This window comes from Labrenzia sp. THAF191a, from assembly GCF_009363335.1.
GTDB classification, from domain to species: domain Bacteria; phylum Pseudomonadota; class Alphaproteobacteria; order Rhizobiales; family Stappiaceae; genus Roseibium; species Roseibium algicola.
The window spans coordinates 5284041-5301030 of record NZ_CP045333.1 but is presented as its reverse complement, the minus strand read 5'-3'; the positions used below and the strand labels follow the sequence as shown (position 1 = coordinate 5301030).

General features: G+C 59.8%; 10 protein-coding genes. 8 read left to right on the top strand and 2 right to left on the bottom strand.

Features of this window, described 5'->3' with window-relative positions; translation table 11 throughout:
- Positions 1–80: 80 nt before the first annotated feature.
- On the bottom strand, positions 81–707 hold the full coding sequence (locus tag FIV05_RS24370; RefSeq protein WP_055659209.1) for a DapH/DapD/GlmU-related protein: 627 nt from the start codon (positions 705–707) through the stop codon (positions 81–83).
- Between the two features lie 399 nt (positions 708–1106).
- On the opposite strand from FIV05_RS24370, the gene phnC reads away from it, so the two are divergent.
- From phnC to FIV05_RS24345, 5 genes are all read left to right on the top strand, one after another.
- A complete protein-coding gene (gene phnC / locus FIV05_RS24365; RefSeq protein WP_055659582.1) occupies positions 1107–1940 on the top strand; it encodes a phosphonate ABC transporter ATP-binding protein in 834 nt (277 codons plus the stop codon).
- A gap of 58 nt (positions 1941–1998) precedes the next feature.
- On the top strand, positions 1999–2913 hold the full coding sequence (gene phnD / locus FIV05_RS24360; RefSeq protein ID WP_023000193.1) for a phosphonate ABC transporter substrate-binding protein: 915 nt from the start codon (positions 1999–2001) through the stop codon (positions 2911–2913).
- 182 nt (positions 2914–3095) lie between these two features.
- Entirely contained in the window at positions 3096–3944 is an 849-nt protein-coding gene (gene phnE, locus FIV05_RS24355) for a phosphonate ABC transporter, permease protein PhnE (RefSeq protein ID WP_152511295.1), read from the top strand.
- Positions 3945–3955: 11 nt separating this feature from the next.
- A complete protein-coding gene (gene phnE, locus FIV05_RS24350; protein WP_152507038.1) occupies positions 3956–5290 on the top strand; it encodes a phosphonate ABC transporter, permease protein PhnE in 1335 nt (444 codons plus the stop codon).
- Positions 5291–5446: 156 nt separating this feature from the next.
- Positions 5447–6634, top strand: a complete 1188-nt coding sequence (locus tag FIV05_RS24345) for a lytic murein transglycosylase (protein WP_173013932.1) — start codon at positions 5447–5449, stop codon at positions 6632–6634.
- 50 nt (positions 6635–6684) lie between these two features.
- Here FIV05_RS24345 and FIV05_RS24340 read toward each other — a convergent pair whose 3' ends face one another.
- The gene (locus FIV05_RS24340; RefSeq protein ID WP_152511293.1) at positions 6685–8289 is read right to left on the bottom strand and encodes a diguanylate cyclase; all 1605 of its coding nucleotides are present in this window, start codon (positions 8287–8289) and stop codon (positions 6685–6687) included.
- Positions 8290–8475: 186 nt separating this feature from the next.
- Between FIV05_RS24340 and parA the strand changes: the two genes are divergently transcribed.
- The 3 genes from parA to pbpC all read left to right on the top strand — a co-directional run bounded on the left by parA (position 8476) and on the right by pbpC (position 16937).
- Positions 8476–9117, top strand: a complete 642-nt coding sequence (gene parA, locus FIV05_RS24335) for a ParA family partition ATPase (RefSeq protein ID WP_023000188.1) — start codon at positions 8476–8478, stop codon at positions 9115–9117.
- 137 nt (positions 9118–9254) lie between these two features.
- Positions 9255–14798: an alpha-2-macroglobulin family protein gene (locus tag FIV05_RS24330; protein ID WP_152511292.1), complete on the top strand. Its 5544-nt coding sequence runs from the start codon at positions 9255–9257 to the stop codon at positions 14796–14798.
- A gap of 39 nt (positions 14799–14837) precedes the next feature.
- Positions 14838–16937 (top strand): penicillin-binding protein 1C, encoded by a 2100-nt coding sequence (gene pbpC, locus FIV05_RS24325; protein WP_209009776.1) that lies wholly within the window; start codon positions 14838–14840, stop codon positions 16935–16937.
- The last annotated feature ends 53 nt before the right edge of the window (positions 16938–16990 follow it).

Here is a 16990-nt window from a genome sequence, read left to right as displayed (position 1 = left end):
TGTAACGCGTCCCGGGAATTTTGTGCAGCGGGAAAAGAGGGCACGGCTCACCTGAGCAGGTGTCCGCGCCACCTGTGGGATCAGCGGTACTTCTCGATGAACGCGTCGATCGACAACTTGCGAAAATCGGGCAGCCGTTGCTTCAGCTCTTCATGGGACCAGTCCCACCAGGAGATATCGATCAGCGCCTGTTCCTGCTGTTCGGTGAAACGCCGTTTGATTTCCCTGGCGGCCACACCGCCAACTACGGTGTAGGGGGCGACATCCTTGGAGACGACTGCCCCGGCTGCAACAATAGCTCCGGTGCCGATCGAGACGCCGGCAAGCACCGTGACATTGTGGCCGATCCACACATCATGGCCAATGGTGACCCAGTCGTCCTTGCGCCACTGGAAGAAATCCGCGTCGTCTTCGCCAAGGTCATAGGCAGCAGCGCGGTAGGTGAAGTGGTGCTGGGAGGCGCGCCAGGTTGCGTGGTTTCCCGGATTGATGCGGACGCGACGGGCGATGGAACAGAACTTGCCGATAGTCGACCAGACGACATCGCCTTCCTGCACGATATAGGAATAGTCCCCCATGCTGCTTTCGCGCATTTCCGTGCGTGCGCCAACCTCGGTCCAGATGCCGAGATCACAATTCAGCACCCTGGCCTCCGGGTGAATGTTTGGGGCTTCGGTCAGGGAAGGCTTCTGGGTCGGGGCGGACATGGATGCTCCATATAGCGTTGGAAGGAGTGCGGAAACGGTTTGTAGCCGTGTTGCTGGCACCGGTCGTGACGCTTTGATGACACTGGCGTGACTCCCGTCACTTTTTTTGCATGCATCCACAGCGGTGAAAACGGCATTTGGCGGGTAGAAGCCTTGTATTTGAGCACTGATTTCCGAGTGAATTTCAGCCAGGCATGTGTGACGCCGAGGGGGCCCGGAAAGCGCTGAGAGCGCTGCGGAATTCCCGCCGGAGATGGTTGTTCTGCCAATGCTTCAGGCAGGGATGTCATTGATTTGTCATAAAATTTTGGGCTCCCCGACAAAGGAATGTCATTTTTCTGTAATGGTCCGGTGGCTCTTGTCGCGCAGCACGACGAACACAACGGACAGGGCTGGCGCGTGATTCAATTTCAGGAAGTCACCAAGACCTTCGGGTCTCGGACCGCGGTCAACAAAGTAAGTTTTAATATCGAAAAACCGCAGATGGTCGGGATCATCGGTCGGTCCGGTGCCGGCAAGTCAACCTTGCTGCGCATGATCAACCGGCTGACCCCCGCCAGCGCCGGACAGATCCTGTTCGATGGCCGGGACATTCTCAGCCTGAAAGGCGGCATGATGCGCCGCTGGCAGCGCGACTGCGCCATGGTGTTCCAGCAGTTCAACCTGGTGCCGCGCCTGGATGTTGTCACCAACGTCATGTTGGGGCGCCTCAACGGTCACGGCACCTTGAAGAGCCTCTTCAACATCTTCAGCCAGGAAGACGTCAATTCCGCGCTTGGTGCGCTCGACAGACTGGGCATTGCCCAGGAAGCCACCAAGAGGGCCGAGGAGTTGTCCGGTGGTCAGCAGCAGCGTGTTGCGATTGCCCGCGCTCTTATGCAGGACCCGCACATGATCCTGGCGGACGAGCCGATTGCCTCGCTCGATCCGATGAATGCCAAGATCGTCATGGATGCGCTGCGTGAAATTCACGAGCGCGACAACAAGATCGTCATCTGCAACCTGCACACGCTCGACACCGCCCGGACCTATTGCGACCGGGTGATAGGCATGCGCGACGGTTTCCTCGTGTTCGACGGGGCGCCGGAAGCGCTGACCACGGCTGTCGCACGCGAAATCTACGGTGCCGATGAGAGCTTTAACGAGGCGGCGACATCCACCGCCATCGATGCCGGCCAGTCCGGTTCCAGAGAATCCGCCGGTGCGATGACCCCGGCGGCAGCAGCGGTCTGATCCGGCTGCGCACCCGCTTAACGTCATCAAAATTGAGAACTCTCGGGGAGTGTCCCAAATGAAACTCGTTGCTAAAGTTGCTGCGCTTGCTGCCGTCAGCATGATCGCTCTGAACGCTTCTGTTGCCGGTGCAGCGGAAATCACGGAATTCCGTATCGGCCTGCTCGGCGGCGAAAATGCTTCCGACCGTCTGCGTGCCAACGAATGCCTGCGCGAAAAGACCGAGGAACTGCTCGGCGTTCCGACAAAGCTGTTTGCTCCGGCAGACTACAACGGCGTTATCGAAGGCCTGCTCGGCGGTAACCTCGACATGGCCTGGCTCGGTGCTTCCGGCTACGCAAAAGTCTTCCTGACCGACCCGGAAGCCGTTGAGCCGGTTCTGGTCAAGGTCAACAACGACGGCAGCTACGGCTACTACTCCATCGGTTTTGCCCGCGTCGACAGCGAGATCAACTCCCTGGAAGACATGAAGGGCAAGACTTTCGGCTTCGGTGACCCGAACTCCACGTCCGGTTACCTGATCCCGTCCATCGAAATCCCGAAACTCGGCTACTCCATGAAACCGGGTGAGTATTTCTCCGACGTTGTCTTCACCGGTGGTCACGAGCAGACCATCGTTGCCGTATTCAACGGCGACATCGCCGGCGGCGTGACCTGGGCTGACGGTCTTGGCGAATGGGAAGACGGCTACAATTCCGGCGCTCTGCGCAAGGCAACCGATGCGGGTCTGGTCGATATGACCGAGATCAAGGAAATCTGGCGTTCGCCGGTGATCCCGGAAGGCCCGGTTGTCCTGTCCAAGAAGCTGCCGGACGACATCAAGGCAAAGATGACCGAGCTGATGGCAAACCTCGTCAAGGAAGACAAGGAATGTGGCTACGGCGTGATGGCCGGTGAAGCACGCGGCTTCGAACCGATCACCCATGCGGCTTACGAATCCATCGTCGCTGCCCGTAAGGCAAAGAGCGAGTAATCGGAATTTCCGATCTCCGCGCGGGCCGGTCTCCGGCCCGCGTTTTCTCAAGTATCGGCCAGCGGAACCGACTTTCCGCCAGAAGTGGCTCCACAGGGCCAGGATCGCCAGGTTTCGAAGGGTTGATCCAGCTAAGCCGCCCCGCTTCGGATGAAGTGAGCATCAAGTAAAGGTCCCAAACAATGGCTGTTGCCGCACTCGAGCAGGAAATCCTGTCCATGCGCAAACGCCGCCAGCTCTATTCATTGATAGGGTTGCTGCTGGTCGTAGCGGTTCTGGTCTCCGGTTATTCGAAATCCAATTCGATGAATTCCGGCGGATTTCTTCAGGGTCTTTCCAAGTTCTTCGACTATCCGGGCGAGATCGTCGTTGAGGCCTTTGAAGCCGGCCCGGCCTTTTTCTCGCTGATGCTGCAGTTCGTTCCGGCCATGCTGGAAACCTTGAACATTGCCGCGGTTGCGACCCTTCTGGGCGGCGCGATGGCAGTGGTGCTGGCCATGGCCTCCACACGCAATGTCGACAGCTGGGGACCGTTGATCCCGGTGGTTCGCCGCATCATGGACATCACACGTGCCTTCCCCGAACTGATCATTGCGCTGTTCCTGATCTTCGTACTCGGCTCCAGCCCTGTACCAGCCATGATCGCTGTTGCGTTTCATACCGCAGGTGCGCTCGGCAAACTCTTTTCCGAAGTGAACGAGAACATCGACCGCAAGCCCATCGAGGGCCTGTCGGCCTGTGGGGCCAGCTGGCTGCAACGCATCCGGTTTGCGGTGCTGCCCCAGGTGGCGCCGAACTATCTCAGCTATTTCCTGCTGCGCCTTGAAATCAATGTGCGTGCTTCTGCCATTCTCGGCTTCGTTGGCGCTGGCGGCATCGGCCAGGAACTTCGCCGCACGATCGGCTGGGGCAAGGGTGCAGGCGATGAAACCGCCGCTATCTTCGTCCTTCTGTTCATAACCATCATGGCCATCGACCAACTGTCGTCCTATCTGCGCGGCAAGCTGGTCGGGTCCGGCCGGGCGCATTGAGGGGAAATCTCATGACCGTCGATACGCTCGAAACACCCGTCACCCAGGCTCTGGTCTGGAACCAGGTCCGCCGGCGCGCATGGCTCACTGTCGTCGTACCGCTCGCGATCTTCACCTACCTCGTTTACACGTGGTTCGCCTTCGGGGTGCCGGAACTGCTCTCTCGTGCCCAGCCGGAACGGGCGGTGATCCTGGCAACGGATAGCGTCGCCTACAAAGTTCACGTCACAAAGAGCTTCCGGGACAACGAGTTCGAAGTTGCGATCGAAGGCGAGCGCACCGCTACCTACGACAACGCCAAGGTGCCCGACTGGGTGCAGCTTAGCGGCGAAAATGGTGTGGTTGACCTTGGCGATGGCTACAAGGTCGAGATCGATGGCAGGACAGCCCTGTTCACCATCCCGGGCTATGGCGTGGTGGAGGGCACCGCGACTGCCGATGGTGTCGAAACGGTTCTGCCGGCAGGGCCGGCACCGGACTGGATCAAGATCGACCCGCGCAAGCTCGATGTGCGCCCGACCCTTGATCGGCGCCTTCAGGTCACCAAGACGAAGATCGAGGTTCACAACTATTTCGGCGGTTGGGAGAACTTCTGGTTTCCGTTCCGCTCACCACTTTACGGCATGTCCTTCAGCCAGCTTTATGCGTTGGCGTTGAGCTCGGACCGAATGGATCCGGAAACGTCGAACATCTGGTTCATCGTGAACGAGTTTCTGGAAAACCCTGACTGGCAGCACGGCAAGGTTCTTACCGCCTTGTTCGAAACCATCATGATGGCCGTTCTCGGCACTCTCACGGCCGCATTCTTCGGATTGCCGCTGGCGTTTCTTGCAGCTCGCAACTTCACGCCGTCGAAGCTGCTTCGGTTCGGAACACGCCGCCTCTTCGACTTCCTGCGTGGCATCGACATGCTGATCTGGTCGCTGATCTTCATTCGCGCCTTCGGTCTCGGGCCGCTGACAGGAGCTCTGGCAATAGCCTTCACCGATACCGGTTCGCTCGGCAAACTGTTTTCCGAAGCGCTGGAGAACATCGACAACAAGCAGGTCGAGGGCGTGAGGGCGACCGGCGCCAATCAGATCCAGCGGTATCGCTACGGTGTGATCCCGCAGATCCTGCCGGTCTTCGTGTCCCAGGTCCTCTACTACCTGGAATCGAACACCCGGTCAGCCACGGTCATCGGTGCTCTCGGGGCAGGGGGGATCGGTCTCTTGCTGGTCGAAACCATGAAGACCTCGCGTGATTGGGAAAACACCAGCTACATCATCATCCTGACAATCATTGTCGTGATCCTGATGGATCAGACCTCAGGCTGGCTGCGCCGGAAGCTGATTGAAGGCAAATAGGTCCGTCTGACCTGAAAGTGATAAACCCGGCGCGGTAACGGCGCCGGGTTTATCTTGATAACTGCAGGTACCCCCTTTTTGCCGCATTTATGTCGCGCTAGCGTGTCAGCGTTCGGAAATTGCTTCGAAGCTGCGGAGGGGGCTGTGCGCCAGGGCATGCGAAATCATCTTGTGAATGTTGCGTTCGGAACCGGTCTGTCCATGATGGCTATGACAGGATCGGCCTTTGCGATCGAAAGCTGTGTTGCATCCCTGAAGAAACAGGCTGTTGCCGCAGGCGTCCGACCGGACATCGCCGAGCGCATGCTGTCAGGTGCAACCTTTGACGAGAAGGTCATCCGGTTCTCGACGTCCCAGCCCGAGCACAAGACCGAAATCTGGGATTACATGGCCTTTCTGGTCGACGCGCAGCGGATCCAGGACGGCAAGGCAAACCTGAAAAAACACAACAGCACACTCACCTCCATCGAAAAGCGGTACGGTGTCGACCGGCACGTGGTTCTGGCGGTCTGGGGCATCGAGAGTGACTACGGCAACTTCCGCGGCGATTTCTACACCCCACATGCTCTGGCCAATCTGGTTTGCGCCGGCAAACGGCGCCAGAAATACTTCCAGGGCGAACTGATCAAGACCATGCAGATTGCTTCACGAGGGGATGTGCCGGCCAAAGACTTCGTCGGCTCCTGGGCAGGGGCTTTCGGGCAAACCCAGTTCATGCCGAGCACCTACAACAGTCTTGCGGTCGACTTTGACGGCGACGGCCGCAAGGATCTGGTGAATTCCGTCCCCGATGCCCTGGCTTCAACGGCAAACTTTCTGAAAAATGCCGGATGGAGCAACAGCCGGCCCTGGGGATACGAGGTCAAGGCACCGAAGAGTTACAGTGGGCCGTCGGGTCTGAAGAACTATTCGTCCCTGTCGACCTGGGCCAAACGAGGCTTCACCAAAATCGACGGCGGCGGTCTTTCCGGTAATCTGGATGCAGCGCTGATCCAGCCGGCAGGAGCGGGGGGGCCTTCCTTCCTGGTGACCCGCAACTTCCGGGCCCTGCGTTCCTACAACGCATCAACGTCCTATGGTCTGGCGATCGCCCTTTTGTCGGAACTCGTATCAGGCGGCGACCCGTTCAAGACACCCTGGCCGACCGACAACCCCGGTCTTTCCCGTGCTCAGCGTGTGGAGCTGCAGAAACTCCTCAACCGCAACGGCTTCAACGTCGGTGAACCTGACGGGAAGGTCGGCCCGGCCACACGTGAAGGCATCCGCAAGGCCGAGGCACGCCACGGCCTCCCGGTAACAGGACGTCCGTCCTGGAATGTTTACTCGGTGCTGGGGGGGAAATAGCCCACGGGCAACCGGCTGAAATAGGGTGAACCCTGCTTGACTGGTGCCGCTCAGGAAGCGTTCTGGGGAATGGAAAGCGGCACACTGGAATGAAGGCAGCTTCTGTTCCGGCCCGTTTTCTTGGCTTGGTACATGGCCTCGTCCGCGGTCCTGAGAAGCTCATATTCGAGGTCCGGGCCGTTCGCCTGAACCGAGACCCCGACACTTGCGCCGACTGTCCTGTCCACCGCCCCTTTGATCGGGATCGGCAGGTTGATGTCGTAAACGATCCTGTCTGCCAGGGCAGATAGACTGTCCGCGTCAGTGCGCCGTGTTGACAGGATCAGGAATTCGTCGCCGCCCATCCGGATGATCGTCTCATCTTGTTGCAGCAGATCCGACAACCGTTCCGCCACTGCCTTGATGACCTGATCACCGACTGAATGGCCATGGTGATCGTTGACGGTCTTGAACCGGTCCAGATCGATCAGAATGGCGGCAACTTTGACGCCGTGGCCCACGCTGAGCCGGGTCGTTTCGAAGAATTTCGACATCATGCGCCGATTGCCGACACCTGTCAGCGCGTCGTGCAGAGCGTTGAATTCGATCTGGGCGTTGAGTTCAAGAAGGCTCGTGTTTGCCTCCTGCAGTTCCGTGTTCAAGGTTTCGGTTCTGGTACGCAATTCCCTCTCGTAATCAGCCTTGCTGTGTGCAAGCCGGAATTCCAGCCGGTTCCGGAAATCGTTGCTCTGGCGTTCCGTTTCCTCGGTGAACATCTTCTTTTGAAGTTTCACATAGGCCTTCAAATAGTCGAGCGCACTGCGGTGCTCTTCCAGGGCTTCGTGGGTCTGGGAGAGCTTGAGGTAGAAGTTCCGCGTCCAGTGGTGGTAGTCGGCACCGGCAGCATTCAGCAGGCCGTTTTCCAGTTCGCCGCGCGCTTCGTCATAGCGCTTCTCTTCGAAAAGGCTCAATCCGAGCACGTAGTAAAGGTGGCAGGCAACCCGGTGATCCTGGCTGAACTGTGCCGCTGCCAGGCCCTTGGCGGCGCAGGTGCGCGTCTCCTTCAATGCGCCGGTTTCCACCAGCGCCGCTCCCAGCACTTCATAGGCGTAAGGCAGGTTCACGGCGTTGCGATGCTCCAGGGCATCTTCCAGGCACGCCTTTGCCGCTTCGACGGCTGCCTCGGGACTGCCACACCGCAATTCGGTGCGCGATAGGGTTTGCAGGATGTGTGAACGCTCGTAAACAAGGCCCAGCCGATCGGCGATGTCCATAGCTTCCTGAAGCTTGGACTGAGCCTTTTCGTAGTCATGATAATAGGCGCACATGTTGGCGAGCACGGTCAGCGGCTCGATACCGGCGCGTCCGTGAGTTGCCGCTCCGAGGATCTCCAGGCTTTCTCCCAGAATGGCATCGGCCTGGCTGAGTTCACCGAGGCTGTAGACGCAAACCGACTTGATGACCAGAAGCTCGGACCAGCCTTCCGGATCCTGCCTGGGATCCATCATCGAGAAGGCCTTGTCGGCAAGCTTTGCCGCCGCATCGAAATGACCGGACCAACGCTCCAGCCATGCAAGATTGAACTGAAGGGGACGGTTGCCGGGGTCCGGTTCCGGCTGCCGTTTCAGCGCGTCATACAAAAGGCGTTTGCAGAACGCCGGATTGCGCCATCGCAAGGCCCAGCTTCGCTCTTGCAGTTCCTTCAGGTGCGCCTCCCTTGACGGCAGTTTTTAAAAAATACCACTGGTGATCATAGCCATAATTCCGGAAACGCAACGTAAATTCATTTGGATAAGACATAGATTTGTTGCGTTGCGAAAAACATCAGCGCAATATATTGGCGAAATTCTGGAGGTTTAGGCATGTCCGGGCGGATTCTGACGGTTGCACAGCAAAAAGGCGGGTCGGGGAAGACAACCCTTGCGGCCCATCTTGCCGTTGCGCTTGCCAAAAAGTCCGGCGAACCGGTGGCAATCCTCGACGTGGATCCGCAAGGCTCTTTGGGGACCTGGTTCGAGGCACGCGAAGACAACTTTGGCGAAGACAATACCGGTCTTGAATTTCGCACCGCGTCAGGCTGGGGCGCAAGGCGTGAGGCGCGTTCGCTCGCAAAGTCCCATGGTTACGTTGTCATCGATACACCGCCCAAGACTGACAGTGATGCCAAGCCGGCAATCGACGCCGCTGACTTCGTGATCGTTCCGATCCAGCCGACGCCGGTCGATCTCTGGGCAACCTCGCAGACGATCGAGATGGCTGCGCGTGAAGATACACCCGCACTTCTGGTGCTCAACCGCGTGCCGCCCCGCGCGTCCCTGACAGGTGAGATGGCGGACGCCATTGCCGCTTCGGGATATGACGCGCTCAATGCCCGCCTGGGCAACCGGACCGTCTTTGCCTCTGCAATGGGCAGAGGCCGCGCCGTGACCGAGGACGCACCATCCAGCAAGGCGGCCCAGGAAGTTGCGCTGCTGATCGAGGAACTGGTCAGCAGGATCGGCTGAGCTCTCAGACCGTCTCGTCTGGATTTGTGCGACCACGCCCTTGTGTCAGGAGAGTTCACTCTAAAAACTATTTTGCCTTGTCCTTGTCACGATCCAGTGACTTGATAGGGGAAATTATAGGCCCCGGAGGATTGGCCATGTTCGTTTTTTCGTTTGTTTCCCAAAAGCTTTCCCTCAATTTCAAGCATCGTTTCAAGAAGGTTGCCAAAAGCACGCTGCTTCTTGTGGCAAGCGCCGGTTTCGCCGGTGTCATGGCCACCGCAGCAGTCGCGCAGGACCGGCGTATTGTCACCATCGATGATGCGGATTTCTTCGGTGGTGACTATCGCACCGTGAAAGACGTGGATCTGGACGGGTGCAAATCCGTCTGCCTCAGCGACAATCAGTGCCGCGCCTTCACCTTCAACACCTCTGCGGGCTGGTGTTTTCTGAAGACCGACTATGGCGAACTGCAGAGTTTTGCCGGTGCGATCGCCGGACGGGTCGTTGAAGTCAAGGCGCCACGCGCCGACCAGAGCGCAGACCGAAAGGCAGAGCTGGTTTTTATTCCCAAATCCCAGCTGGAAAGCGCACAGACCTATTCCCTCAGCATTGCAAATTCGGTGCGCCCGAACGGGCAGACTGCGGATCAGCTGCGACGGAACGGTCAGGACGCACTCGGCGAGCGTAACGGTGCACTGGCAGAAGCCGACTTCCTGCAGCTGATCAAGCTGGAACCGGGTGAATTTGATGCCTGGACCCAGCTTACCACCGCCCTGCTGCTGCAGGATCCAGACAACTGGCAGGACAGGGAAACCAAGCGCAAGAACGCGATATCAGCCTCGATCAATGCCTATCTGCGGTCGGTCAGCGCACCTGAGCGCGCCTTGGCACTTGAACTTGTGGGCCGCGCGATGACCCGCAGCAGCGAATACAAGACCGCGATCAAGGCCTTGCGGGCATCGTTGGCGGTCGAGGAAAATTCCAGCGTCCGTCGGCAATACGCGGATCTGGTTGCCGAGCACGGCTTCCGGATCGTTGATCACGAAGTCGATTCCGACAGCGCGTCGCCACGGATCTGTCTGGTCTTCTCGCAAAAACTGCCGCTTGGCGAAGACATGAGCCCTTATGTCAGCGTAAGCGGCGAGGGTACTTTCGCGATTGAGGCGGAAGGCAGCCAAATCTGTGCGGATGGTCTCAAGCATGGCGGTCGCTATCAGATCACCGCACGCAGCGGCTTGCCGGCAGCCGATGGCGAGAAGCTGGAAAAGACCGCCGACCTGACTGTCTATGTGAAGGACCGGTCTCCTTCCGTCAGCTTTTTGAGCCGTTCCTACGTTCTTCCTGCTGGTGGCGACCCCACCATTCCGATCGTTTCCGTGAACACCTCCGAAGTCGAGACCTCGATCTACCGCATCGGCAACCGCTCCATCGCCGACATTCTGCGTGACAACCGCTTCCTGCGGCAGCTCGACAGTTGGCGGGCAGACCAGATCGAGGACGAACTGGGTCAGAAGGTCTGGTCCGGAATCGTCGAGACCGGCAACGACCTGAACCAGGACATCACGACCGCCATACCGATTTCGGAAACCGGCATCGAGCTGAAACCGGGCGTCTATGCCATGACCGCACGGTCCAAGCTCGATCAGAAGAACCGCTGGGGCACGCTGGCAACGCAATGGTTCCTGGTGTCCGATCTGGGCCTGACGGCCCTTTCAGGCGATAACGGCATTGCTGCCAATATGCGGTCTCTCACAAGTGCAGAGGCACTGGAGGGCGTGACCGTACGCCTGTTGGCCGTCAACAACGACATTCTCGGTGAAGCTGTCAGTAACGCGGAAGGCTTTGCGGAATTTGCCGTCGGCCTTACCCGCGGCAGAGGCGGTCAGGCCCCCGGTATCCTCGTGGCTGAAACGTCCGAGGGCGACTATTCCTTCCTCGACCTGCGCAAACCGGCGTTCGATCTGTCCGACCGGGGTGTCGAAGGACGTGCAGCACCGGGACCGCTAGACGTTTTTGCCTGGACCGATCGTGGTATCTACAAGGCTGGCGAAACCGTTCACGCACAGGCTCTGCTGCGCAATGCAAGCGCAACCGCTCAGGAAGACTTTCCGCTCACCTTCATCTTCAATCGGCCTGACGGTGTGGAGCACGCCCGCTTTACCGTGAACGACGGCGGGCTTGGTGGCCACCTTCAGGATGTGACGCTGGCGGCGTCGGCTCAGCAGGGTATCTGGTCCTGGCAGGTTTTCGCCGATCCGAAGGGCAGGGCGCTCACCGAGCAGACCTTCCTGGTGGAAGATTATCAGCCCGAGCGAGTCGATTTCGAACTTGAAACAGATGCAAAGACCTTCAACCGTACCGGGCCGACAGCGGTATCGCTGGACGCCAAGTATCTCTATGGCTCGCCGGCCAGCGGCCAGACGCTGGAAGGTGATGTCATCGTGCGGCCCATCCGCACGCTTGAAGCCCACCCGGGCTATCAGTTCGGCATTGCCGATGCGGATGCCTATACACAGCGCGGCTCCCTGTCGTCGGGCCTGAAGACCGATGATGATGGCAAGCTTACCTTCGACGTCTTCATGCCCGAACTTCCCGAGACGACCATGCTTTATACAGGCGAGCTGATCGCACGCCTGGTGGAGGCGGGCGGCCGCTACGTTGAACGGGATATGGACCTGCCTGTTGCCATCGACGGACCACGCATTGGCGTGAAACCCGCCTTCGACGGCGGTGTCGATGAAGGCGGTCCGGCAGATTTCTCCGTAATCGTCATCGATGAAGACGGCAAGGAAGTCGACGGAACGGACATCGGCTGGACCCTGTCCAAGGTCGATCGCCGGTATCAATGGTACCGCTATGACGGCAACTGGTCCTATGAGCCGATCACCACCACCCGCCGTGTTGCCACCGGCACCGTGCAGGTGACCGCCGGACAGCCGGCACAGCTTTCCCTTCCGGTCGAATGGGGTGAGTACCGTCTCGACGTTGAAGGCAGCGGAACGCTGCAGACCTCGACGCGCGTCACCTTCAATGCCGGCTGGTATTCTGCCGATGCCTCGTCCGATACGCCTGATTATCTGGACGTTGGCCTCGACAAGACCAGCTACCGGCCCGGCGACACCGCCAAGCTGCGCCTCAAGCCGCAGATGGCCGGTATTGCTGTGGTCAATGTTGTTTCCGGCGGATTGCTGGCCAGCAAGACCGTTGAAGTGACTGCCGAGGAAACCGAGGTCGAGATTCCTGTCAGCGACGATTGGGGGGCAGGGGCCTACATCACGGCCAGCCTCTACCGACCGATGGACCTGGACCAGAAGCGAATGCCGTCACGGGCAGTCGGTCTGTCCTGGCTGCAGGTCGACCCGGGGGACCGGGCGCTTGACGTGCAGTTGTCTGCACCTGACCGGATTCTGCCCGAGACGACACTGGACGTTCCGGTAAAACTCGCGAACCTGAAAGCGGGAGACCAGGCGTATTTGACGATTGCCGCGGTTGACGTTGGCATTTTGAACCTGACCGGCTTCAAGACACCGGATCCGGAGAAATGGTACTTCGGCCAGCGTCGTCTCGGCACCGATTTCCGTGATCTTTACGGCCAGTTGATCGACCGGATGGCTGGAACCCGCGGGCGTGTCCGTTCCGGAGGAGATGCCGCAGGCATGCGGCTCGATGCACCTCCGCCGGATGAAGAACCGCTTGCCCTGTTCTCGGGACTTGTAACCGTGGACGATAATGGCGAAGCAACCGTCTCCTTCGATATCCCGGCCTTCAACGGCGCCGTCAAACTGATGGCGGTTGCCTGGACAAGGGATGGCGTCGGTCATGCCGACCAGGAAGTGGAAGTGCGTTCACCAGTCGTGATGACGGCAAGCGCACCCGCCTTCCTTGCACCGGGAGACCAGTCGCGAATTTCGCTGGAAATCGACAACGTCGATGGCCCTTCGGGTTCTTATGCGCTCGAAGTCTCGGTCGCTGACGGCCTTCGGCTGGAAGGTGGCAGCACGGATCAGTCGCGTACGCTGGATCTGGAAAACGGCAAGAAAGCCCTGGTGCTGCTTTCTGTTTCGGCAGAAGACATGCTGACGAAGTCGGAAGTCGTGGCGTCGCTGACCGGGCCGCAGGGCGAAGTTTTCGTCAAGCGTTTCAGCCTCGAGGTTGAAGATACCCAGCCTGAAGTTGTCCGTCAGTCCAGCTTGTCGCTGGCATCCGGAGACAGCCTCTCGCTGGATGCGGACACCTTCGACGGCCTGCGGGCGGATACGGTTGACATCACCCTGTCTGCCGGTGGTGCTGCAAGCATCGATGTCGCCGGCCTGCTGGCGGCACTTGACCGCTATCCGTATGGCTGCACCGAGCAGACGACCAGTCGTGCCCTGCCGCTGCTTTATCTCAGCGAAGTTGCCGAGGCCGCGGGGCTTGGCGGCGATAGCGCCATTCGGGAACGGGTGGTCAAGGCCATTGCCAAGATCCTGTCGAACCAGTCCTCTTCCGGCGATTTCGGTCTCTGGAACAGCTATGGCGGCGGTGATACCTGGTTGGATGCCTATGTCACCGACTTCCTGACCCGTGCACGCGAAAAGGGATATCTGGTGCCCGATCTTGCGTTCACTTCGGCACTGGACAATCTGGAAAACAGGTTGGCCTATTCCTCCGACTTCCAGGATGGCGGCGAAGACATCGCCTATGCGCTCTACGTGCTGGCCCGCAACGGCCGCGCCTCCATGGGCGATCTTCGCTATTACCTGGATGCCAAGCTGCAGAACTTCGCAACACCGCTTGCCAAGGCACAGGTTGCCGCCGGGCTTGCCCTTTATGGCGAGCGTGACCGGGCGGCCACCGGTTTCCGGGCGGCTCTTGCCGCTCTGCCGAAGGAGGCTCCGAAGTACTATCGCGACGACTACGGCTCCGTCCTGCGCGACAGCGCGGGCGTGACGGACTATGTCGTTTCGGCGTCCATGGAAGACAGTCTGAAGACGGAAGCCATCGACTTCCTGAAAACGGCCCAGGCCAACAAGCCATACCGGTCGACACAGGATATGGCCTGGATGCTCCTGGCAGCGAATGCGCTCAACGAATCCGCGCAAGACGCCCGGATCACCGTTCGTGGTGAAGTAACGCCCGGACGGTTGGCCTGGTCGCTGGGCGGCCGCGAGGTTGCCGACTTCCCGGTGGAGGTGAAGAACAACGGTGACGCTGGAACGGAGCTTCTTGTCTCCGTGGCCGGCCAGCCACTGGTTCCCGAGCCCGCAGGTGGCAAGGACTATGCGGTTGAACGCACGGTCTACGACCTTGATGGCAATCCGATCGATCCGGCTGCTGTTCCGGTCAACACCCGGCTTGCTGTGGTCGTCACAGTACGGGCCCTGACGGATCATCCAGGTCGGTTGATGGTCGTTGACCGCCTGCCTGCCGGCCTGGTGATCGACAATCCGCGGCTTGTGCGTTCCGGCGATATCGGTGGCCTGTCGTTCCTCGATACGGTTGATCAGCCGGAACATTCGGCGTTCTACAGGGACCGGTTCGAAGTGGCCGTGGACCAGACCCGTTGGAGCAGCAAGGAACTGACCTTTGCCTATCTTGCAAGGGCTGCAACCCCGGGCGACTATTCGCACCCGTCGGCGTCGGTAGAGGATATGTACCGTCCGGATCGTCGCGCCATCACGGCAACCGGCAGGTTGGTTGTTCTCGGCCCGACACGATAAGGCCGTACCATGAAAACGTTGGCGCGGCGGAATTGGCTCATGATCCGGCGGTGGTTCGCTGCCGCCGGTCTTGGTGCCGCCGCGCTGTCTGTTTGCCTGATTACAAAGGTCGGGCACGACTATGCGTCGCTGTCCGCACCGCCCCGTGTCGGCGACCTGCCTCTGTCGGTTGTCGTTCTGGACCGGAACGACCGCCTTTTGCGGGCTTTCACCAGCCAGGACGACAAGTGGCGCTTGCCGGTGGAACTGGCGGAAATCGATCCGCTTTACTTCCGGATGCTGCTGGCCTTCGAGGACAAGCGGTTTTACGAACACGGCGGGTTTGACGCGCTGGCACTTGCTCGCTCTGCCCTGCAAAGTCTCAGGAGCGGCCGAATAGTTTCCGGCGGTTCGACGCTGACCATGCAGGTTGCGCGTTTGCTGGAAGAGCAGCCGACGAAGTCGCTTGAGCGTAAATACGAGCAGCTTCTCAGGGCCGTTCAGCTGGAAGCGGAGTTTTCGAAGGAAGATATCCTGCGGCTTTATGCTCTCAGGGCGCCGTTTGGCGGCAACCTGGAGGGGGTTCGGGCGGCAAGCCTTACCTGGTTCGGCAAGGAACCTGGGCGTCTCACGCCGGCGGAAACTGCGCTGCTGGTGGCATTGCCGCAAAGCCCGGAGGCGCGGCGGCCGGACCGTTTTCCAGAGCAGGCGCGCAAGGCCCGCAACCGTGTCTTGCGCCGGGCAGCTCTGGCTGGTGTCCTTGGTAAAGAGGATGCGGCTTCGGCTGCAAATGAACCGGTCCGGACCACACGTTATGCAATGCCATTCCTGGCGCCGCACGAAAGCCGGCAGGCGCGTGCCGATGCACCTCTCTTGCCTGTCCACCGGCTGACGATCGACCTTGAGCTTCAGCGTGCGATCGAATCCCTGGCGAGACGGAAGAGCGAGACGATGCCATCGCCAGTTTCGCTGGCCATTCTGGTCGCCGATCACCAGAGCGGAGAAATTCTGGCAAGTGTTGGCGCGCCGAACCTTCTGGACACGCGCCGTCAGGGGCATGTCGACATGACCCGCGCCACACGTTCGCCCGGATCAACGCTGAAGCCGTTCATCTATGGTCTTGCCTTTGAAGAAGGTGTCGGTCTGCCGGAAAGTTTCATTGAAGACCGGGCGACCAACATTGGTGGCTACCAGCCGACGAACTTCGACCAGTCCTACCAGGGCACAGTCACCCTGCGCGAAGCCCTTCAGTTGTCGCTCAATACACCGGCCGTGAAATTGCTGGAAGCAGTCGGGCCGGCACGGCTGATTGCCCGGCTGAAACGCGCGGGTGCCAATCCCGTTATGGAGAAAGGCATCGCACCGGGGCTTGCCATCAGCCTTGGCGGTCTCGGCATGTCCTTGCGGGACCTGACCCAGGCCTACGCGGCAATGGCTCGAGGTGGCGAGCCGGTTGCCCTGTCCGTTTGCCGCAAAGACTGCGAAGAGGGTACCTCGCCGGTGTCTTCAGCCCGTGTCCTTTCGGAAAAGGCCTCCTGGATGGTGGGGGATATTCTTTCCGGATTGCCGCAGCCGCAAAGTGCAGAAACTCATCACGTCGCCTACAAGACCGGCACAGCCTACGGCTATCGTGACGCCTGGGCTGTCGGTTATGACGGTCGTCATGTGGTGGCGATCTGGTCGGGGCGCCCGGATGGCACACCAGTGCCCGGGGCGACGGGAGCTTCGGTCGCCGTACCTATTCTCTTCGAGACGTTTCAGATCCTGGGACCCGACAGGGTTCCGCTTCCGGACGGTCCGGCGGAAGCCATGAGTATCGCCGGACAACAGGTTCCCGAACCGCTTCGCTTCGCCCGCTTGCCACAAAACCGCGGCACGGTTCGCACGGGTGACACCTTGCAGATATCCTATCCCCCGGACGGAGCAGAGCTGGATCTCGGGTTCGCACGGGACAGTTCGCTGGAACAGTCGGCGCAGCCGCTGGTCGTCAAGTTCAAGGGCGGTGCCGGGCCGTTCTCCTTCCTTGTGAACGGACGCCCTCTCCACACAGGGCAGCGGGAAAGGCAACTTGTCTGGCAGCCGGACACGCCCGGTTTCGCGGATGTGACGGTGCTCGATGCCAACGGCAACAGTGCTGGAATAACGGTTCTCTTGCGCTAATCGCACAACAGCGCGCCAAATCGCCCCCCTTTATTGTCAGCATCGCGTCAAGG

Excerpts from the sequence above, each read along its gene's own strand:
- FIV05_RS24370 (WP_055659209.1), bottom strand. The coding sequence starts at position 707 with ATGTCCGCCCCGACCCAGAAGCCTTCCCTGACCGAAGCCCCAAACATT.
- phnD (WP_023000193.1), top strand. The coding sequence starts at position 1,999 with ATGAAACTCGTTGCTAAAGTTGCTGCGCTTGCTGCCGTCAGCATGATC.
- phnE (WP_152511295.1), top strand. The coding sequence starts at position 3,096 with ATGGCTGTTGCCGCACTCGAGCAGGAAATCCTGTCCATGCGCAAACGC.
- phnE (WP_152507038.1), top strand. The coding sequence starts at position 3,956 with ATGACCGTCGATACGCTCGAAACACCCGTCACCCAGGCTCTGGTCTGG.
- FIV05_RS24345 (WP_173013932.1), top strand. The coding sequence starts at position 5,447 with ATGCGAAATCATCTTGTGAATGTTGCGTTCGGAACCGGTCTGTCCATG.
- parA (WP_023000188.1), top strand. The coding sequence starts at position 8,476 with ATGTCCGGGCGGATTCTGACGGTTGCACAGCAAAAAGGCGGGTCGGGG.
- FIV05_RS24330 (WP_152511292.1), top strand. The coding sequence starts at position 9,255 with ATGTTCGTTTTTTCGTTTGTTTCCCAAAAGCTTTCCCTCAATTTCAAG.
- pbpC (WP_209009776.1), top strand. The coding sequence starts at position 14,838 with ATGATCCGGCGGTGGTTCGCTGCCGCCGGTCTTGGTGCCGCCGCGCTG.